Source organism: Mycoplasma sp. 5912, from assembly GCF_054353835.1.
The window spans coordinates 76,649-97,654 of record NZ_JBTHHI010000002.1; the positions used below are offsets into that span (position 1 = coordinate 76,649).

Here is a 21,006-nt window from a genome sequence, read left to right on the forward strand (position 1 = left end):
CATTTATATGGAATAAAATTCCCATTTATAAGATTTTTAATGACAAATCACTGCTTTTTTGTTTTATCTATTACATTTATAAAACAAAAATTGCAAAAATTTCAATAAAGTAACTAATAAATTTATAAATACAATTTATTATAGTAATATTTAAATATAGGAGAAAAATGTCTAAATTAATATGTCCAATCCGAGGTCAATTAAATATCAATGAAAAAGCAAAAGATGGTAAAACATCAACTGAAGAAAAATTAAGAATTGATTTAATAAACATATTGCTTTCAAAAAATTATAACAAAGATGCTATATACTTAGAAGAAAAAATGCAAGTAGGTAGCAAAGGTTCACATCCAAAACTAATTGATTTAGCGATTAAGGATGGTGATTCATATTTATTAGTAGCAGAAGTTAAAAGAGATGATATCAGTGAAAAAGAAATAAAAGAAGCAATCTTATATCAGTTGCAAACTGCAATAGATCTAAAGAAAGCCAAATACGGTATTTTTTATAATGGTAGTCATCAAAAACTTTTTTATAAAGGCAATGAATACAATTTATCAATGCTACCTAATTATGGCGAAGAGTTTAAAACTGCTTTATTTAAATTTGATGAATTAGTCCCAATACAAAATGCAAAAGTGTTATTTGATAAGTTAGATTTGATTATTCATTCACTTGGTTATGGAAAAAATGAACGATATAAAGGTCTTTTTCAGGTGATATTAGCGAAATATTATGATGAACAATTTCATAAACATGATTTAAAATTTACTGCATTAACTACAAATATTGCAGTATTTGAAAAATTATGAGCAGATGCATATGATTATTATCAAAGAAATTTTGTGCAAGGACAGCAAGTACAAAAAGAACTTATTTTTAAATATGATGACTTGCAAAAAGTAATAAAACTTTTACAACCATATTCATTTATTAAAAGTAAATCCAGCGTACCACAAGATTTCTTTATGAAGTTTAGTTCAAAAATTTTAGATAAAATTAATATGGCACAATATTATACACCTGTTGCTATAATTGATTTTATAGTTAATATTTTAGATATTAAACCCTATCAAGCTGTCATTGATCCAGCTGGTGGTAGTGCAGATTTTTTAACTGGGGTTATCCAAAAATACAAAAATAATCCAGATTATAAAGATATGAAAGACAATTTATATTATTGAGATATTTCAAAAGGCGCTTGTTCTGTTGCATTCTTTAATATGGTATTAAACGGTGATGGTAGAACTAAAATTCATCAAATCGATAGCATTGCAAATTGAAATAAAAATAACAGCTTTTTTGATTTTGTCATTACAAATCCACCTTTTGGTAGCAAAGTTAAATTTATGGGGAATCAAAGTATTCTAAAACATTACAAACTTAATGAACATTGTAACGGACAATTAGGGGTTTTATTTATCGAAAGAGCAATGAATCTGCTTAAGGAGAATGGAATTTTAGCAATTGTGCTGCCTAGTGGTTATTTAAATAATCAACAACAAAGTTATATCAGAAAATACTTAATTGATAATTTTCATATCTTAGCAGATATCTCTTTTCCAGAAGGGGTATTTAAGGGTGCTGAAACAGGAGTAAAAACTGATGTATTATTTGTAAAGAAAACTAAACGAATACACAATTATAAAATTTTTACAGATGTAGTCAAAAACATCGGTTTTGACTTTAATACAAAAAATTTACCTCCTATTTATAAAATAAATGAAGAAAATGGTGAAATTCTAAAAGATGCGAATAATGAAGCAATTTTAAACACTGATTTACCTGAAATTCTAAAAAGAATGCAGCAGTTTGCTTATGATGAAAAAATCATTGGATTGTCACAGGTTAATCACTCGATAAATTACGGATATACCTATATGCAAGACTTAGACAGTTCATTAAAGTTAAAACCAGAATTATCAAACACAAAAATTTCTTTAATTTTAAATGATAAAAGTTTATATTCTCTGCGAGAATATAAACAAAATAATCAAAACGGATTAATTATTGAAAAAAAGACAAAAAACTTTGAAAAATCAATTATAAAAAGCAAAATTTATTCATACATCCCGATTGCTCAAACACATAGCAAAGGTTTATATACACTTTCAAACAAGCTACGTGGATGACAAATTCAAAATATTTCAAGAGCGAAGCAAATAGGTCACAAAGACAGCATTTATTTACCTTATTTATATGGTTCATATGATAAATTCTTTTATTTTAATTTGGATAATTCAGATGTCATTATCTCAAATGGTTTTTATCGAATTTATATCAATGACGAAAAGGTAAGGTATTCATTTTTTAAATTTTTATTTGATCAAAGTTATCAAATCCAATTTCAAGCTTTTGCTACTGGTCACATTCAAACCAATATTATCGAAGAACGGATATTAGACTTTCGTTTTAAATTACTTGATAAAGAAGAAATCAACCAAGTAAAACAAATGATAAAAGTATTCGATGAATGCATTAAAGTACGTGGATAACACTGCATCATAGGAATAAAAATAAACTAGCATTAGCTAGTTTGTTTTCTTCTTCTGTGTCTTAAAACAACAAGGATGATAATTCAAATAAGTCCTAAGGTCAAAATACTTGCAAGGGGGATATATGGTTTTAGTTTTGCTGAAACAATTGATTGAGAATCAATCAATGAATCTAGTTTGCTATTAATTAACTCATAACCATTTAAATTATCATTGGAATTAAATTGTTCTTTTAATGCTGCTACTTCATTTGTTGGTTTAAGTTTATCAAACTTGCTTTCTATTAAAGTTTGTAAGTATGATTTACGTTGTGTTTCTGTTTGATATGCATTATTTGCATATGAGAGTTTTTCTCTTAATGTATCTAAATCATTTGCATCGTATTTTACTGAATTTAATTCAGAAATATGAGTAACTGCTTGTAATCTTGCAGCAACATCTTCTAATGCTTTATTTAAAACTGATTTTTCACTTGCTTCTTGTTTTAAGGTTTCTAAGACATCATCATATAACTTTTGGTATGAATCTAAATAAGATGTTGAATCCAGTTTGTCTGTATATGTATCAATGTTTTTGTGATCACTTAATTTACTAATACTTTCTTCGATTTTAGAACGATATTCATTTTTTAATTTATCTTCTGATGCTTTTGCTTGAACTACTTCATTTTTATATTTTCTTAAATCGATAACATTTTTAATTTCTACATATTCATTATTATCATATTTAACAATATTTTGCGGTTGCTCAAGTTGTTTAACAGTTGATTTTATTTGATTTGTTAATGAAATTATTTCATCGGATTCGATGCTTAGAGCGATGTTAAGCAAACGATATAAAGCTTCATAGTCATTTAAATTCTCGATTTTATTATATAAACTTGTATATGTTTTAATATATGCAGGTGTAGTAAGTTTTTTTAGCATATTTGGGATTAATTCTTTTAACGATTCTTTACGTTCTGATTCGGATGTATATGCATCTGTAACATCTGCTAAGAATACTCTTAATTTTGGTATGCTGTTTGCTTTCAAAAGACTTACTTCATTATATAAACTGATGTGATCAAGGTTTTCTAAAAGTGGCATATAGTTATGAATCTGAGTTTGTAATTTTGTCTTTTCAACCGATTCTTTGCTTAATATTTCATCTAATTTATCATTTAAAGCGATTAAAGAATTTAAATTTGTTGTTTTATAAAACTTATCAGAATATATTTTGATGTTTTTTGGTTCTTCTAATAAAGCAACCTTAGCAGCAATTTGTTTTCTTAGATTTTCCTTTTGCACATCTTCACTATGTTTTGCTGCTGCAACTTTTGCTTTATAAACTCTTAGATCTTCTAGATTATCGATGTTAGCGAAATTCTTGGTATTATAGGTAAAAATATGCTCAAAGTCTTCTAATGAATTTAATAAATCACTGATTTGTTCTTTTAACAAACGAACTTCACTGTGTTCAGAATCATATACTTCAGAAATTTTTGCATACAATGCTTCATAGTAGTTAAGTTGATTGATTTGGTTGCTGTGATGGTATTTTTTGTTATATAAAATAATGTTATAGTTATCTTCTAAACCTCTTAGTTTATTTTCAATTAAGGTTTTTAATTCTGTTTTTCGTTGTTTTTCACTTTGTAAAGCATTAGAGGTATCTGTATAATACTCTCTTAAATCATTTAAATTAGTTAGTTTCAATAAATTGTTTTCATTATAAACAACTATATGATTAAAGTCTTCTAATTGTGGATATAATGATGTAATTTTAATTCGTAATTGCTCTCTTTCTTGTTCTTCTTGTTTTAAAACATCAGAAAGTTTAGCACTAAGTGGAGTGTAATTTATGAGTAAATCGCTGTTTTGCGAATTAGCATATTTTTCTGTATATGTTTGTATATTTTGCGAATCTTCTAGCTTTGCTAATTGTGAATCAATCTGTGCTTTAATTCTTGCTTTTTCTGCTGCTTCCTGTGCAAGTGCTGTATTTAATTCATCTAAGAAGTTTTGTAAATCTATCTTACTGGTAGTTGTAAACAATCGTTTAGCATTTAATTTAATAATATGCTGCGCTTCTTCTAAGTGTGGTAATTTTTCTTTAATTTCTTCACGGATGTTAAACTTAATTGTATCTTCGTTGATAACATCAACTAAGGCTTTATTAAGAGCATGCAACGAATCAATATGTGTATTTTGATTTAATTTATGAGTTCATTTGACAAAGGTGTCAAAATCGTGTAATTTAGCAATTTTGTCTGCTGTTTGTCCAAATAACTTGCTAAATTCACTTTCTTCAACTGCTGATTCAGCATCAATTTTGGTTTTAAACGATCTTAAATCATTTAATTCCTTAGAGTTTTTAATGCTGCGATATTCAGTGTTTAATGTAGCAATTTGATCAAATAATCTTAACTTACTTAATACAGTTTCAATGTGATCTTGAAGTTTTTGTTTTTCATGTGTTTCTTCAGCATACATATTATCTGTTTCTTTTAATAATTCACGAAGTTGGGTTAAAGTGGTAGCAGTTTGCAATTTATCTTTAACTTTCTTGATATTACCTTGATCTTGCAATTTTGCTAAAATCTCATTAATTTTTGCTTTTAACTGTTTTCTTTCAGTCTCTTCAGTTTTTAATGCTTGATCTATTTTATAATCTAAACCAAAATAACTATTTAAATTAGGATTTTTTTCAACTTTTGTATTTAAATCATTGAAGCTCTTGATATTATCAGGATCTTCTAATTTTGTTAAATTAGTCTTTATGTTATTTTTATATTTTTCTTTTTCTGAATTCTCCTTAGTTTGAGCTGCTGTTACTTTATTTAATAATTGTTGTAAGTTGCTTTGTCCGTTTGTTCGCGATAAAACATCCATATTATATTTACTAATATGATCAAAGTCTTCTAGTGATTCAACAATCTTTTTGATTTTTTCTCTTAAATCATACTCTTTTTGATCTTCTGCTTTAGCATTATCTACCTGGGTTTTCAATGCTCTTAAAGCATTTAACTCAGTTGTATTCTTACGTTTTAATGCTAAATTAATCGCATTATTAAAATCATGGAATTTTAACAACTCATCTATTATTTCCTTGTGTAACTTATCCTTTTCTTCATCTTCTTTTTTAATTAAATCTTGTGCTTCGTTATTTAATTCACGCAATTTATTTAAATCAGATGTAACATTGGGTTTTTTGGTTGTTATAGTCGTTTTATTAGTTGCATCTTTAAGTTGGTTAGCAAGTGTATCAATATTATTTGATAACTGCTGACGCATTTGTTCTTCTTGTTGCAATGCTTGATCAAGATCAGTTTTTAATGCTCTAAAATCGTTTAAATTATTTGTTTTCTTAGCATAATCAAATTGGTGTTTATAAGTATCTAAATTGTTTTTATCTTGTAATTTCTTTATTTTTTCTTCTATTTCTTTTTTAAGAGCTTCTTTTTGTGCTGCTTCTTCTTTTATTTCCTGTTTAACTTGATCTAAGAGTATTTTCAAACTAGTTGAATTTTTATATTCGTTTAATTGATCATAAATGCTATTTATAGTATTTTGATCATTAAGTTTTGGAACTTCAATTGTTTTAATTTCAGAAATTAAGTGTTGTTGTAATGTTTCTTCAGCAAATTGTGCATAAACTTCTTTGTCTAAATTACGCAATTCAACAAGTTTTTTAGCCGAATCCATTTTTGCTTTCAACTTTTGCTTTTCTGTTGCATTTGTTAATTTATCATAATCTTCTTTAATCTTTGCTTTTAGCCGCTCTTTTTCTTGTTCTTCTTTTGCAACTTGTGATTTAACATTAACAAATAACTCATCGAGATCTTTTGGCTGTGTAGTTTTAATAAAATCATCACTTAACAATGAACGATTAATCGGGTCCTCAAGTTTTTTTGCCTCTTCTAGTGCTTTTGCACGCACCGATTCAAGTCGTTCTTCTTCTGCCTTAACTGCATCAATATGTTTGCTTAGTTTTTCTAATTCAGCAATGGTGTTTGAATTTGCTAATGATGCACGATTTGATAATTGATTATCAGGATACATTAAATGATTAATTTTATCTTTTATTTCTTGCTTTAATTGTTCTTTTTTAGCGTGTTCTTGATCTAAAAGTTCTTGTGCTCTTTCTCTTAAAACACGCATGTGTGGAAGTTTTGTATCAGTTGTTTTTTTGTTTTCTATTTCTTGACGGTTATTATCTAATTCTAACTTGTTATATAACTGATCAATTTGGTTTGTTAATGAATTCTTTTCGAATGTCTCATCTTTTATTCTTTGTTCAGTAGCACTTTTGGTTTCTCTTAATTTAATTAAATTATTAGATGTGTTTGCTAAATCAGTATCAACTTGATTTTGATTTTCAGGATCTTCAAGTTGATTTTTAAGTTTAGCAATCTCTGCTCTCAATTCAGGTTTTTCTTGTGTTTCTTTATTTATTAGAAGTTGTGCTTGATTTTTAGCATTATTAAGTTGTTCAATTGTGCTATTTTGATTATACATATTATTAACTTGTAATTGATGCTCTGATAAATCAAGTTGCGATACACTTTGCTCTATTTCGCTACGAAGTTGTGCTTTTTCGGCATTTTCAGCATCTAAGCGAGCTTCTACCTGAGGTAAAAAATTGCGATAATCATTTAAGTTTTTGCTTGATAAATTATTTAAAAACTCATTAACAAAGCTTTGATTTTCAGATTTCTCTAATTTTGAAAGAATGCTTCTTATTTTGTTTTCAGTGTCTTGTTTTTCGTGATTTTCTGCTGCTATTTGATCATTCATCTCTGATTCTAATGCATAAACAGAGTTAACATTTAAATTCTTGGTATTATATAAATTCTTAAGTTTTTGCAACTTAGCATCTAAATAAGAATGTTTATTTACATCTTGAATTTGTGCTAGTAAGTTAGGAAGTTTTGTAGAAGTGTATGTGGCACGAGCATTTTCTTCGCTATCCACTGCAGCTTGAACTTTTATTTTTAATTGATCAAGTCCGACTTTTTGAGTTGCTGCTAATAACTTGTCATTATATTTGACAACATTATTATAATCTTGAAGCGAATTAAGTAGTTGTGTAATATCATAACGTTTTTGATCTTCATCTGCAATTTCAATTAATTGGTTATTAAATTCTTCGAGTTTTAATAAATCAGTTATCGGATGATATTTTGCTTCTTGCTCATCAGCAATCTTTCGATTATGCATATTAGCAAGTAGTTTTTTAATATTATTATTTGCTTGATCGCGACGATGTATTTCGGAAGCTTTCGCTTCTTGTGCTTGCTGTAAAATACTTTCAATTGTTGATCTGCCGCGTAGATCATCGATTGCTTTATTTTGATATTTGCTTTGATTTTTGTTTGTCGGATCTTCTAAAGTCGCTACAACTTGCTTAATTTGTGCTTTTAAAGCGAGTTCTTCAGCTTCAGTTGCAACAGCAGAATTTACATCATTTAATAAAGTTTGTAAATTAGCAATGCTGCTAGTGGTATTAAGTTTATTTTGAAAATTACTTTGATTTTCTGAGTAAGTTAATTTAGTGATTACATTAAGAATTTGTTTCTTTAAATCGGATTTTAGATTATCTTCTTCTTGTTTAAAGTTATTTATCTTAGTTTTAAGTGTTTCTAAAGAATTAATAGTATGTGATGAATTTAAATCATTATCAACTTCTTGGATATGGTTTGTTTGCTCTAATTTAGATTTAATTGCTTGAATTTGATTAGTTAAAAGTGCTTTTTGTAGATTTTCATTATTTAAAAATCCTTGTGCTTTGTTTTTTAATGCAGTTAACTGAGCAACAGATAAATCAGCATTATTCAATTCATTTTGAACATCTGATTTATGATTTTGTAATTCTAATAATGCAAGTGTTGAATTAATTTGGTTTCTTAATTCAGTTTTTTCTGTATTAACTAAATTTTCTGCTTGTGTTTTCAAGTTTTCAAGAGCATTAATTTGAGAAGTAGATGATAAATTATTTCTAATTAATTCCTTGTTTGAATCTTTTCCTAATTGATCAATTAAAACATCAATATCATTTTTTAATTGTTGAGTTTGTTGCTCTTCGTCACGAAGATATTGTTCAGCAGTTTGTTTTAGTGTTTCTAATGTAGGAATAGTTGCATTTTGTCTTTGATTAGTAATAGGATTGATATGATTATCAAGTTGTAATCTTGAAACTAAATTATCTAATTCAGTATTTAATGCTACTTTTTTAGCATCTTCTTGTGCTTTTAGATTATCAGCTTGTATTTTTAAACTTTGCAATTGTGCAATTGTTTGTGAAGTAGGTAAAGAATTATTAATGGTATCTTGGTTATTTTGAATTTCCAATAAACCTGCTGTATGAGTTATATCTGAACGAAGTTGAGCTTTTTGATTATCTTCACTAGTTTTAAATTCATTAGCTTTTTGTAATAATTGCTCTAGTGCTGCAACAGTATCTGAACTAGTTAAGCCTGTATTAATTTCATTTTTATGAGTTTCTAGTTCTAAATTTGTTAAAACAGCATTAATTTGTGCTTTTAGCTTTTCTTTTTGTTCTTGTTCAATAGTTTCTTGAATTTTCTTTTCTAATCCGATAAAGAAGTTAAGGTTATCAGTGGTTTTTAACTTATTAAATTTATCAGTATATAAAGTAATGTTTTCTTGTTTGGTAAGTTGTCTAATTTTTTCATCTATTTGAACTTTTAACTCTTGTTTTAAATGACTTTCATTATTTACAGCAGCAGATGAATTAGTATACATTTTTTCAAGTGCCGACACACCACGAGTTTTCTTTAAGGTTTTTTCATTATATAAAATTAAATTTGAAAAATCTTCTAGGTTAGTAATATTTTGTCTGATTAAAGTTCTTAAATTATTTTCTTGTTCATCGATTTGTTTTTGCTGCTCTACTTTGGTTTTTAAAGAGCGAAGTTGCACTAAATTAGTTGTTGTTTTTAATTCTTCTGATAATGGTTTTGAGTTTTCGCTATCATAAAAATGACTTAAAAGATCTTTTATTTGTGTTTGTAAATCAGTTTTTTCTCTCTGTTCTTGAGCTAACATCTCATCAGATTGAGTTTTAAGATGCTGTAGACTATATAATAAAGTTGTTTTAGGTAATTTTTCAGTTAATGTATTAATATGTTCAGGATCTTCAAATAATGTTTTATTATGTTCAATTTGTTGTTTTAGTTGTGTCTTCTGATTATTTTCTCTTGTATATTGAGCATTAATTTCATTATATAAAGATTGTAAGACATTTGTATCTGCAAATTCATCAAATTTATTATGTAACTTAACTAACTCAGGGATATCTTCTAATTTTGCCAATTCTTCTTTAATCTTCTTTATCAATTCATTTTGTTTATTCAAATCAGTTAATCAAGTTTGTTTTATTAATGCTGCTTTTTTATTTAAAATATCACGATAAAATGCATCAACTTGGTGTTGACTTAGATTTTCTGGGTGTGTAATTTGACTTTGCACACTTGATATTTTATTTTCATATTCTTGATATGATTCAGATGTATATACAATCGGGTTATTTAATGCTTTATTGGTAATTTCGTGTTGCACTAAAGTAAGATCAACCTTTTTATTATAGTGATCTCTTGCATAAATTAATGCATCTTTAATAGCATCTAAACTTGCTTGTGTATATGATTGATCTTTACTTTGATTTGCTTCGGTAATTTGTTTTAAAGCATTAGTAGCAGTAGTTTTTCAATGTAAAAATTCATTTCTAGATGCTTCAGTTCATAAATTATAATCACTCGGATCAACTTTATTAACTTCATTTTGTAAAGCTGTTTTATCTGTAGATACCGATGCAACTTGCACTGGATCAAAGTCATAAACTTCTAGTATCTTAGGTCTTTTAGTTTCTCAAGCAATTTTAATTTGCACAACTTTTTGATTTTGAGGTAGGATAAATTCATTAAGGTTGTTAGTTAATGTTCCTAAGAGATGGAAGGTGTTTGTTTCATTTTCTTTACGATAATATACCTTTGCAAGCGAATTACTTTCAATGGTTAAAATACGTAAATGTTTATTAATAAGTGACTTATCATCGATGGTATAAATTAATTCACCGTTTTCTTGTTTTGGTTGATAATAAGTACTTAAATCCTTATCATGAAGAAAATCTAATTTACTATCATCGGTTGGTTCATATTTAGTTCCTAAAAAATAGTTACTAGTATAGTTAGGTTGTTGGATTTTATTATGATTTACGACTATTTCATTGATTTTAAGTTTTTTATTGCTTGGATAATTAGCTTTTATTAAAATCTTGATATATCTAGCTTTTTGATTTGAAATCGAATCGTTTCCTCAATATTTAAACCCTGGATAACGATGGTCATTGATAAGTTTAGGATTCACAGCATATTTAGAATCGTAAGAACCAGTAGCGACATTTTTTAATATTGTTGTTGAATCAGCATCGGTAGTAGTATCTCCGATACTAAAAACAGTGTGTCAAGAACTTTTATCAGATGAAACTTGTACATCCATATCCCTTGGATAATCAGATGTATCATCTTGAGTATATAAACGTAGAGATTTTATATCTGTTTGACGACCTAAATCGTAAATAATATAATTATTTGCATTAATATTTGGACCAAATTGATCGTATGTAAAAACCGAACCATCTAGTTCATTATTTCGTTCTGTTTGTGGATTTTGTGTGATATCTGTTGAATCAAATTTTGGATTTAAAGCAAGGTTTTCTACTGTAACAGTTATCTTTTTAAAACTTAAAGTTAAATCCGAACTTCCTGAGTTAAATAAAGCAATATAGCGGGCTTTAGTGTTTGCAGCAATAGTATCTGATGCAGCATCAACTCATTCATAACCATTATCAGAATATTGTAATTTTAATGCATTAGAATTAGCGGTTGAATTGTCATATTCTTTATTAAATGTCTGAATATTTTGAATTTTACTTAAATCTAAACCGATTCTCTCGTTTGCTTTTAAGGTAATATCTTGCTTTTCTTCAGGACTTTTTTGATGGTATAACTCAAATGTATCGTATCCATCATATTTAGCAAGCAAATCATTAACTGCTGCATTTTCACTATAAACATAATCAGTACTGTCTTGTTTATTTTCTGTGAATGCAATGGTATTAATATTAAATCCAAAATTTTCTGCTTTTAAGGTTCTTAAACGAAGTCCTGTAACGGTTCCAAAATTATCTGCTTTTGAAATATTAATTGTAATATCATCACCAGATAAATCATATGTTTTTCAAGGAATATAAACATTATTGATTTTCTTTTCTATACTTATTTGGCTGGTGCGATCTCCTGCTCCTGGATTTTGATCATTGACATATTTATATAACAGACGAATTGATTTAAGATTTTTTGGATTTGAAAAATTAATATCAAAACCATCATTTTGACTTAATGAACCACCTGTTGATGTCGCTTTTAATCAAGCGAATGTGTGATCATCACCATCAAACATTAAATTAGGACCTTTATTATCGTGTATTAACAAACGATTAATATCAGCAGTAGTATAGTTGTATCTATCATTATTAGTTAAAAATACTCTTATTTCATCTATACGTCATCAATGCTGAACCTCTGATGTGTTTTTAATTCTAAAATCTTTTGCATGTGCATATCCTGTTACAACTGTTGAATTTTCACCTCATTTTAAATGAGTTGAACCAAATTGTTTTCATTGTCTGCTGGTATCTTTTTCATCTTCATCTTTATATTCGATGATTGCATCTTGTGGTAAATCAGTTGCAGAATCGAATGATTGGTTGATATAAATATGTGAAACTCATTGCTTTTTATCTAAACTAAAACCTACTGTAGCATCCCTTGGAATGTTTGCACCAACATTAACATCACTGCTTCCTTGTTTACCTTGAACCACCTTGGTAAATGCAGCACCTGTTGAATCTAAATCATCAAACATTTTATCAGTGCTTTTGTTTTGATAAACAAGATACATTAAATTAGTAGTATTATCAGCATTATAACTAACATGTGAATATCTTTCTCATGTTTTATTTGATGTTAATTCACCTGAATTAATAACGAATTCTTGTAAACGAACTCATTTTTGTCTAGGAGTAGTATCATTGTTTATTAATCTTACTTTTGTTACATTTGCTATATTTTGATTATTTAAAACAATCGGATTATATTGATTTGCAGATGTAACATTAACATTTCAACCATTTACATCGGTTCAACTGCTATTTGTAGATGTTTGATATTGAACTTTTGCATTTATAAAGTAATCTTCACGCAGTCCTAAATATTTCACTTGTAATGATTTAAGGGTGATTGGTTGATTAAATTCAACACCAAAATAATCATTTTGATGTAATTGTCCACTACTATTTTTTAAAATAACTTGATACGGGTTTCCTTTGTAAAAAACTGTGTCGGTTCCGCCTTTACCCAGACTATCTTGACGTTGCAAATTAGTTATAAATGTTTGTGTCAATTTTATAGGCGGGATAAAAAGTGATGATTCAATTCTTGGTTTCAATCAAGAAACTAATCAATCTAAAAATGGCATCAAATGTGAACTACCAACAATAGCATCATATGATTGTCCATTGTAGGTGATTTTATGAGTTGTTTTTAACTCATTAAGTAATTCTATTCCACGATTATAATAACTGATAAAGTCATTGCTGCTATTTTCCTGCTTTTTAATTACTGATAAAAGCAGCGCTTTTGCTGTTTGTGAAAGATTTATAAATGTATCAAGATAAACCGACATTTCCTTGTTAAATTCAGCATTTTGTGATGTTTTAAGAATACTTGCTGCTTTTTCAAAATCATGAAAATCTGTAATCAATGCTTCTGCTTTTATTTTATCAAAATGATTCGATGCTAAATTTGTTTTAAAAGCATCTATTTTAGTTTGGATTTCTTCAGACTCATCAATACTTGGATAATTACTAATATCTGGTTTTTTAATATGTTTAGCAAGTTTTAAGTATGATTGAGTTTCAATATCAAAAATATTGCTTTTATTAAGTGCGTTAGAAAATGCTGCTTGATAAATATTATTTATTTCAGTATCATTTCTTCAGATCTTTCATCCAAAATTCGCAGCAGCAAATGCAGCAATTTTTGATGCTTGTGCTTGTTGCATCGGATTAATTAATACACCTTGCAAGTTGTCTGCTGTTACATCAGTTCCAAAAAATTCTTTATAACCACCTAATATCAGTTGTGCAGGTGCATCTGAATTATTTGGTCAATTAACTCATGCAACAGGGGTTTTGTTGGTTGTAGTTTTAAATGTTGTTAAAGATGTATTATGAACCCCTGCATAAGTGCCAGTTGCTGAATTAATTATTTCAACTTCAGAAGTAAAATTAGCATAAGAGTTTGATGTTATAGTTGTATTTCTATTAGCAGGTGCATAAATTAAATTAGTACTTAAGTCACTCGTAATTTGTTGTTTTTCTTTTAATCAAGTAATTAAATCATTTAGTATTTTTGTTTCATAATGTACTTGTTGCGAAGTATTTTCAGAAAAGGGTTGGTTTTCTGCAAATAAACCAAATTTTCTTATCCCTGCTGTAATAAGTTGTTCAAATTTAGTTTTAATCTTTGATAAATTTTCATCGTAATTAGCAACTGTTATTTTATCATTTGAATCAAAAGGATCAAGCATATAAACTAAATTTATTTTAGTTTTCTTGGATTCTTGGATTAACTTTGAAAATTTATTTGTAAGTTCATCAGATGTATATTCTGTTTTTCATTGATCTCTTGTTTTTTGATCATCTTTATCAAAATATAGATATGAGTTAAGTTTATAATAACTACCTCATTTCATAAAATCTATTTTTGCATTCAAATCTCAAGGGGTTCCGTTATTATAGCTAAACACTCCACGAAGTTTTACATCTGAATAATCTTGAATATTAAATGTCTCGATTTGATCGCCATCAAGTTGATTAAGAATATGTCAAAAAGTTGTAGCACCGTAAAATGCTGCTGTGTTGTTTTTTGCTAACAAAGTAATGTAATTATGTTTTGAAGATAAAATATATGAATCATTACGTGATTTCAAAGATGCATTAAAATCAAGCCCTAATAAACTTGCTTTTTTATCAATATATGTATCGGTGTTGTCGGTTGTTCCAACTAAAATGTTTGTTTTACCATCACTATCTTCAAATGAATGACTTTCTGTAACAGTTAAATTTCTTATTTGTAAAGCTTCTTTAATTCTTGATTTAACTGCCTCATCAATTCCTTTTTCAAAAACTAAATTAACTTCTTTAGATAATAAATATTTTTTATTATCTGCATATGTTATAGATTTAACAGTCGGATAAATTTGATATATTTTATGATTGCTTGAATTATTTGGTTGTTGATTTGTTGCACTAGTAGCAGATATAGTTAATCCTACTGCCGCAGCAGCTGTTGCTGTTAAAACAAGTTTAGATTTCTTTAATCGCATTAATTACCTCTTTGTTAGATAATTAAAACACCAAAATTATTTTCTGGTTAAATTAAGGTGTTTAATTATTATCAAAATTTTCATTGTATATAATATGTAATATTATATAATAATTTAAATTCATAAGATACAATTTTTAATTTATTTATATAATAAGAACAAAAAAATTAATTTTTTATGAAAAAAATATCAACTTTTATCATAAAAACTAGTTAAATATTTTTGTATTTTTATACTTTTTTATAGATAAATAATTATTAAATTTCTTCATTTAAAAATAAGATTTTAAGCTAAGAAAATTTACAATATAATCAACTTTTTATTTAAAACATATAAAATATAATATTATTTCAGGAGAATGATGAAGCGATTTTTAAGCGGGATTAAACCAACAGGTAATTTAACATTAGGAAACTATATTGGTGCAATAAAAAATTTTATTAATCTACAAAATGAATTTCAATCACTCGTTTTTGTTGCGGATTTACATGCTTTAACAACCGGTAGAGTCGATCCAAAAGAACTACGACAAGCACGAAAAAGTATTATTGCGATGTATTTAGCATGTGGATTAAATGCTGATAAAACAATTATATTTTATCAATCAGATGTTTATGAACACACCTTATTGCAATGACTTTGTACTTCTAAAACCACAATTGGAGAACTATCTCGTATGACACAATTTAAAGATAAGTCACAAAAACTTAAACAAGGTAATGGTACTGAAAAAATCCCATCAGGACTTTTAATGTATCCGACGTTAATGGCTGCCGATATTTTGCTTTATAATCCTGATTTGGTTCCCATTGGTGAAGATCAAACACAACATCTTGAACTAACACGCAAAATCGCTGAAAGACTTAATAAAAACTATAAAATGAATTTTAAAATCCCTAATGCATATGTCGCAAAAGTTGGTGCAAGAATTAAATCCTTAAGTAATCCTAATGTAAAAATGTCTAAATCTGAAAGTGAAAGTGATAAAGGTATTATTTACCTACTTGAAAACCCACAAAGTGCTTATAATAAAATTCTAAAAGCGGTAACTGATTCAGAAAACAAAGTATATATTTCTGATGACAAACCTGGGATATTAAACTTATTAAACATCCATGCAGCATTAAATAACATTACTTTACAAGAAAGTGCAAAAATGTTTGAAAATGCAAATTACAAAGAATTTAAATCTGCTGTGGCTTTAGATGTGAAAAATCTATTAATTAAAATTCAAGCAAATTATCACGATGCTTTGTTGAAAGTTGATTTAGTAGCAGAGCAAGGAGCAATTCAAGCTAAAGAAATAGCAAAACCAATCATAAACAAACTAATGCAAAATATGGGATTTAACGGAGAAAACGATGAAAGCAGATAAACATTTAAACCACACTACATCGCATCTATTAGCAGCAGCAATTTTAAAATTATATCCAAATACTAAATTAGGTTTTGGTCCTGCAACTGATGAAGGTTTTTATTATGATTTTGAATTTTTTGAACCTTTTTCAGATACACAATTAGCTAAAGTTGAAAAAATGATGAAAAAGCTTGCAGCAAGAAATTTAATTATGCAGCAAGTATCTATTGATGAATATGATTTTATCGATAAACCATATAAAAAAGAATTATATAATGAATTAAAAACAGCAGGAAAAGATATTACTTTTTATGCATTAAAGGACCCACAAAATAATGAAACTATTTTTGTGGATCTTTGTGCTGGTGGACATATTGAAAATACTAAAAATATCAAACATTTTAAACTTTTAAACCTTGCTGGTGCATATTGAAGAGGTAATTCCGATAACATCCAGCTCACTAGAATTTATGGTACATCGTGAGAAAATGCTGAACAACTTAGTGATTATTTAGCCCTTTTACAAGATCGCAAGGAAAGAGATCACCGTAAAATAGGTAAAGAATTAAAGTTATTTATGTTTAATAAACTCGGTGGACAAGGATTACCATTTTGATTGGAAGATGGAATGTATATTCATAATGAAATAAGAAATTTAGTATTACAAAATGATCGAAAATATGGATTTACCGAAGTTTTAACACCACATTTTGGAGAAAAACAACTTTACCAAATTTCTGGTCATTTAGAACACTACCAAGATGATATGTTTAAACCTATTAATATGGATGAAAATGAGCAACTTATTGCTCGTCCGATGACTTGTCCACATCATATCATATGCTATAGCAGTGAAAAACGCTCATATCGCGATTTACCAATTCGTTATAGTGAACAATCACAACTTTATCGTTATGAAAAATCAGGTGCTTTAACAGGATTAGAAAGAGTTCGTGGAATGCTACTTACTGAAGGACATCTTTTTGTAAGAAAAGATCAAATAGCATCAGAATTTAAGGCAATGTATTCATTGATTAAAGAAACATTACAAGCATTTAAAATCCAAATTAGTTATGTTTCATTATCACTTCGTGATAAAACTGATACTCAAAAATATTATAATGATGATCACATGTGAGATGAAGCAGAAGCACAATTACGGGATGTGCTCAATGATTTAGGTGTAAATTATGTCGAAAAAGTTGGTGAGGCTGCTTTTTATGGACCAAAAATGGATATTCAAATTTTTACAGCACTAGGACACGAAATAACAGTTTCTACCTTACAATTAGACTTTTTACTACCACAACGTTTTGATATCACATTTACTAATTCAAACAATCAAGAAGAAAGACCTGTTTTAATTCACCGTGGTTTAATCGGAACCTATGAAAGATTTGTTGCTATTTTAATCGAGCAAACAAAAGGAGTTTTACCTTTTTGACTGGCACCTAAGCAAGTTACTGTAATCCCTGCAACAAACCATAATGATGACATTGAATATGCAAAAGATATAAATGATAAACTTTTTGCTAACTTCATCAGATCAAAAGTAGATTTAAGAGATGAAAGATTAGCTAAAAAAGTACGCGAAGCACAAATGTCTAAATCGAAATTCCAAGTAATAGTAGGTGAAAAAGAAAGAATCACCAACCAAATTTCTTATCGTGCTTATGCAAGCGAACAAACTATTACAATAGGTTTAAAAGAATTTATGCAAATGCTTTTTAAACTAAAGGAAAACCGTGAATAAAAAGACTCGTAATTGATGAGTATTAGGTTTTAACATTTATTTTGTTGCAATAATTATTTTTATAGTTATTTTTAGTGGTAAAGTGGTTCCTTGAAGGATAATAACTAATTTTGTCGTTCCAGGATGAGCATTAATTGTACTTTCTACATTGGTAACTATTTTTACCTTAATTCCTGTATTTTTACTTATTTTTTATAAAAAATATAAAGCATATCATTTTCAGTATTTAGTTATGGTTTTAGGTCTTTCTCTAACAATAGCATGAGTTCCAAGTGCTTATAATGAAAATAAGGATTTGCAGTGATCGTTATACCAATATGATACTATTCCTGTATTCTTTATTTATGTTTTATTTTACTTTTTAGCTTCTTATTATATAAATCCTAAAAACATTGAAAAACTTCGTAATAAATACTTGAATAAACAAAAGAAAACATCGTAATATTACGATGTTTTTAATCTGGGATATCACACCCATTAAATGGTTCAAAATCAAAATAAATCTTCTTTAATGCTTGTTTTTTATCAGTATCCTTTAATATATCAAATTCTTCTACTAGCACTAACAAATCTTTTGTTGAACCATCAACATAAGCAAGTCTAAAAATCTGTTTTGCTTGCTCTAGAATGTTTTCTGCTTGTGAATTTGCTTGATACTCAAAGGTAGCATCGAGTTCAAACAACTCTTTTATCTTTACGAATGCTTGTTCTCTTGTGAGATTTTTACCAATATAATTAAAGTCTTTCAAATAATAAAACATATAAAAAATGAAACGATATAACGGTTTTGAAAAACCTGCATTTGAACGGTAATTATTTCAAGTTACTTCGTGATAAACTGGATTATTTTTATCAACTTCGATAGCAAACACTTTTAAAAAAGCATTGTATACTGAAACAACATCCACAGAGCGGATTTGGATGACATCAATGTCATCTAAAATATCTTGATATGTATACATTATTCTCCTTTTTGCAGCTCAAACATCATATCTCGCAACTGAATAGCACGCTCATAATCTTGTTGCTTTGCTGCTGCTTCCATTTGTTTTCTTAATTCTTTAATCACATCATCTTTTTTAGCAAATTGATTTTCTTTGGTTTGTTTTTTCTTTCTTAAAATTAAATCTATTGCTCCTTGCATCCCGTCAGCATAAATAGAAGGTGGTATTGCTTTTGTGATTGTTTTAGGAGTTATATTATGAATTTTATTATATTCAAGTTGTTTTTGTCTTTTTAACTTGTTGTCATCCAAAGTAATTTGGATTGCTTCGGTAATATTATCCGTATATAAAACAGCCTGTCCATTTGCATTCCGTGATGCGCGTCCGATAATTTGGATTAATGATGAGGCAGTTCGCATAAAACCTTGTGAACCAGCATCTAAAATTAAAACTTTTGATACTTCTGGAATATCAATTCCTTCACGTAGTAAGTTAATTCCGATTAAAACCTCGATTTGTCCGATACGTAATTTACGAATCAGTTCGTTTCGTTCAAAGGTATTGAATTCCGAATGAATATATGCCGCCTTTATACCAAGTGAAATAAGATATTCCGTAATCTTTTCTGAACTTTCTTTAGTAATAGTAATTACAACAGTTTTACCACCACTTTGTCGTTGCTGAATAATAGTATCATGAATGTCCTGAATTTGGTTTACGGTGGATTTAATCACCACCTCTGGGTCAGTTAAACCTGTTGGTCTAATAAACATCTTAGTTACATTATTTTGTGCCTTATTTAGCTCGTATTCAGCAGGAGTTGCTGAAATATAGATTTTAAAAAAATCAAAATTATTTTCAGTTTCTTCAAACTTCAAAGGGCGATTTTCTAATGCAGATGGAAGTCTAAAACCATAATCTACCAAGGTTTGCTTTCGCGAATGATCCCCTTTATACATTGCATTAAGTTGTGGAATAGACATATGCGATTCATCGATGAAAACCAACGATTCAGGGGGGAAATAATCTAAAAGTGTGTATGGTCGCTCACCAAAAGTTCTACCATCTAAATACATTGAATAATTTTCTATCCCTTTGCACATCTTAAATTCAGATAACTCATCTAAATCATTGCTAATTCTTTGATTCAGTCTTTGCGCTTCCAGCAGTTTGTTTTCTTTATAAAAGTCAGCAAGCCGTTGATGTAATTCAGAACGGATTTTAGGGATAATTTGATCATATATGCTATCATCGGTTGCATAAGCATCTCCGGGAACTAGCACAAAGATTTTCTTTTTTTCAATTACATGTTTATTTAAAGCATGAATAATAGCTATTTCTTCAATAATGTCATCAAAAAAACTAACTCGCACAGCAACTTCTTCATTATCTGATGGTCTGATGATAACTTCATCACCTTTAACAGAAAATTCACCAGGCTTTGCTTCAACATCGTTTCGGTTGTATAAAATTTTAATAAGTTTATAAATAAAATCTTTTTTGCTTATTTGCAATCCTACATAGAAACGATAAAAAGATTCGCGGTATACATCTGGATTTAATGCACCATAAATCGCACTAACTGATGCTACTACAATTACATCTTTGCGAGTAATCAATGAGTTTATTGAACTCAATCGCATTACTTCAATTTGCTCATTTGTACGCGAATCTTTTTCTATATAAGTATCTGTATTAGGTTTGTAAGCTTCAGGTCTAAAGTAATCAAAATATGATATATAGTATTCAACAGCATTATCAGGAAAGAAGTTTTTTAATTCAGAATAAAGTTGACTAGCTAAGGTTTTATTGTGCGATAAAACTAAAACAGGTTTATCAAACTCTTTAATCACATTTGCTATTGTAAAGGTTTTTCCAGAACCAGTGACACCGTGAAGCACTTGATGTTTATGGTGCTTGTTTATGCCGTTCACAAGAAATGATATAGCCTGTGGTTGATCACCAGATGGTTGATACTGTGCATTTAATTTGAAGATACTCATAT

At 28.1% G+C, this 21,006-nt stretch carries 7 protein-coding genes; 4 read left to right on the top strand and 3 right to left on the bottom strand.

Annotated elements, in window-relative coordinates:
* Nucleotides 1-167 precede the first annotated feature (167 nt).
* A complete protein-coding gene (locus ACXYRP_RS00935; RefSeq protein WP_458615027.1) occupies nucleotides 168-2,495 on the top strand; it encodes an HsdM family class I SAM-dependent methyltransferase in 2,328 nt (775 codons plus the stop codon).
* Nucleotides 2,496-2,527: 32 nt separating this feature from the next.
* On the opposite strand, the gene ACXYRP_RS00940 is transcribed toward ACXYRP_RS00935, so the two are convergent.
* A complete protein-coding gene (locus tag ACXYRP_RS00940; RefSeq protein ID WP_458615028.1) occupies nucleotides 2,528-14,947 on the bottom strand; it encodes a beta-N-acetylglucosaminidase domain-containing protein in 12,420 nt (4,139 codons plus the stop codon).
* Nucleotides 14,948-15,308: 361 nt separating this feature from the next.
* Here ACXYRP_RS00940 and trpS point away from each other — a divergent pair, with 361 nt between their 5' ends.
* From trpS to ACXYRP_RS00955, 3 genes are read left to right on the top strand one after another with little or no spacing between them, the layout of a single operon-like run.
* Nucleotides 15,309-16,322 carry a tryptophan--tRNA ligase gene (gene trpS, locus ACXYRP_RS00945; RefSeq protein WP_458615029.1) on the top strand — a complete coding sequence of 338 codons (1,014 nt, stop codon included), beginning with the start codon at nucleotides 15,309-15,311 and terminating at the stop codon, nucleotides 16,320-16,322.
* Entirely contained in the window at nucleotides 16,309-18,057 is a 1,749-nt protein-coding gene (gene thrS, locus ACXYRP_RS00950) for a threonine--tRNA ligase (RefSeq protein ID WP_458615030.1), read from the top strand. Before trpS ends, thrS begins: the two co-directional genes overlap by 14 nt.
* A complete protein-coding gene (locus ACXYRP_RS00955; protein ID WP_458597440.1) occupies nucleotides 18,050-18,499 on the top strand; it encodes a hypothetical protein in 450 nt (149 codons plus the stop codon). Before thrS ends, ACXYRP_RS00955 begins: the two co-directional genes overlap by 8 nt.
* A gap of 13 nt (nucleotides 18,500-18,512) precedes the next feature.
* On the opposite strand, the gene ACXYRP_RS00960 is transcribed toward ACXYRP_RS00955, so the two are convergent.
* Together ACXYRP_RS00960 and uvrB are read right to left on the bottom strand one after the other, a co-directional pair.
* A complete protein-coding gene (locus tag ACXYRP_RS00960) occupies nucleotides 18,513-19,019 on the bottom strand; it encodes a hypothetical protein (protein ID WP_458607237.1) in 507 nt (168 codons plus the stop codon).
* Nucleotides 19,019-21,004, bottom strand: coding sequence for an excinuclease ABC subunit UvrB (gene uvrB, locus ACXYRP_RS00965; RefSeq protein WP_458607238.1), 1,986 nt, complete (start codon nucleotides 21,002-21,004; stop codon nucleotides 19,019-19,021). The genes ACXYRP_RS00960 and uvrB overlap by 1 nt, the downstream gene beginning before the upstream one ends.
* Nucleotides 21,005-21,006 lie beyond the last annotated feature (2 nt).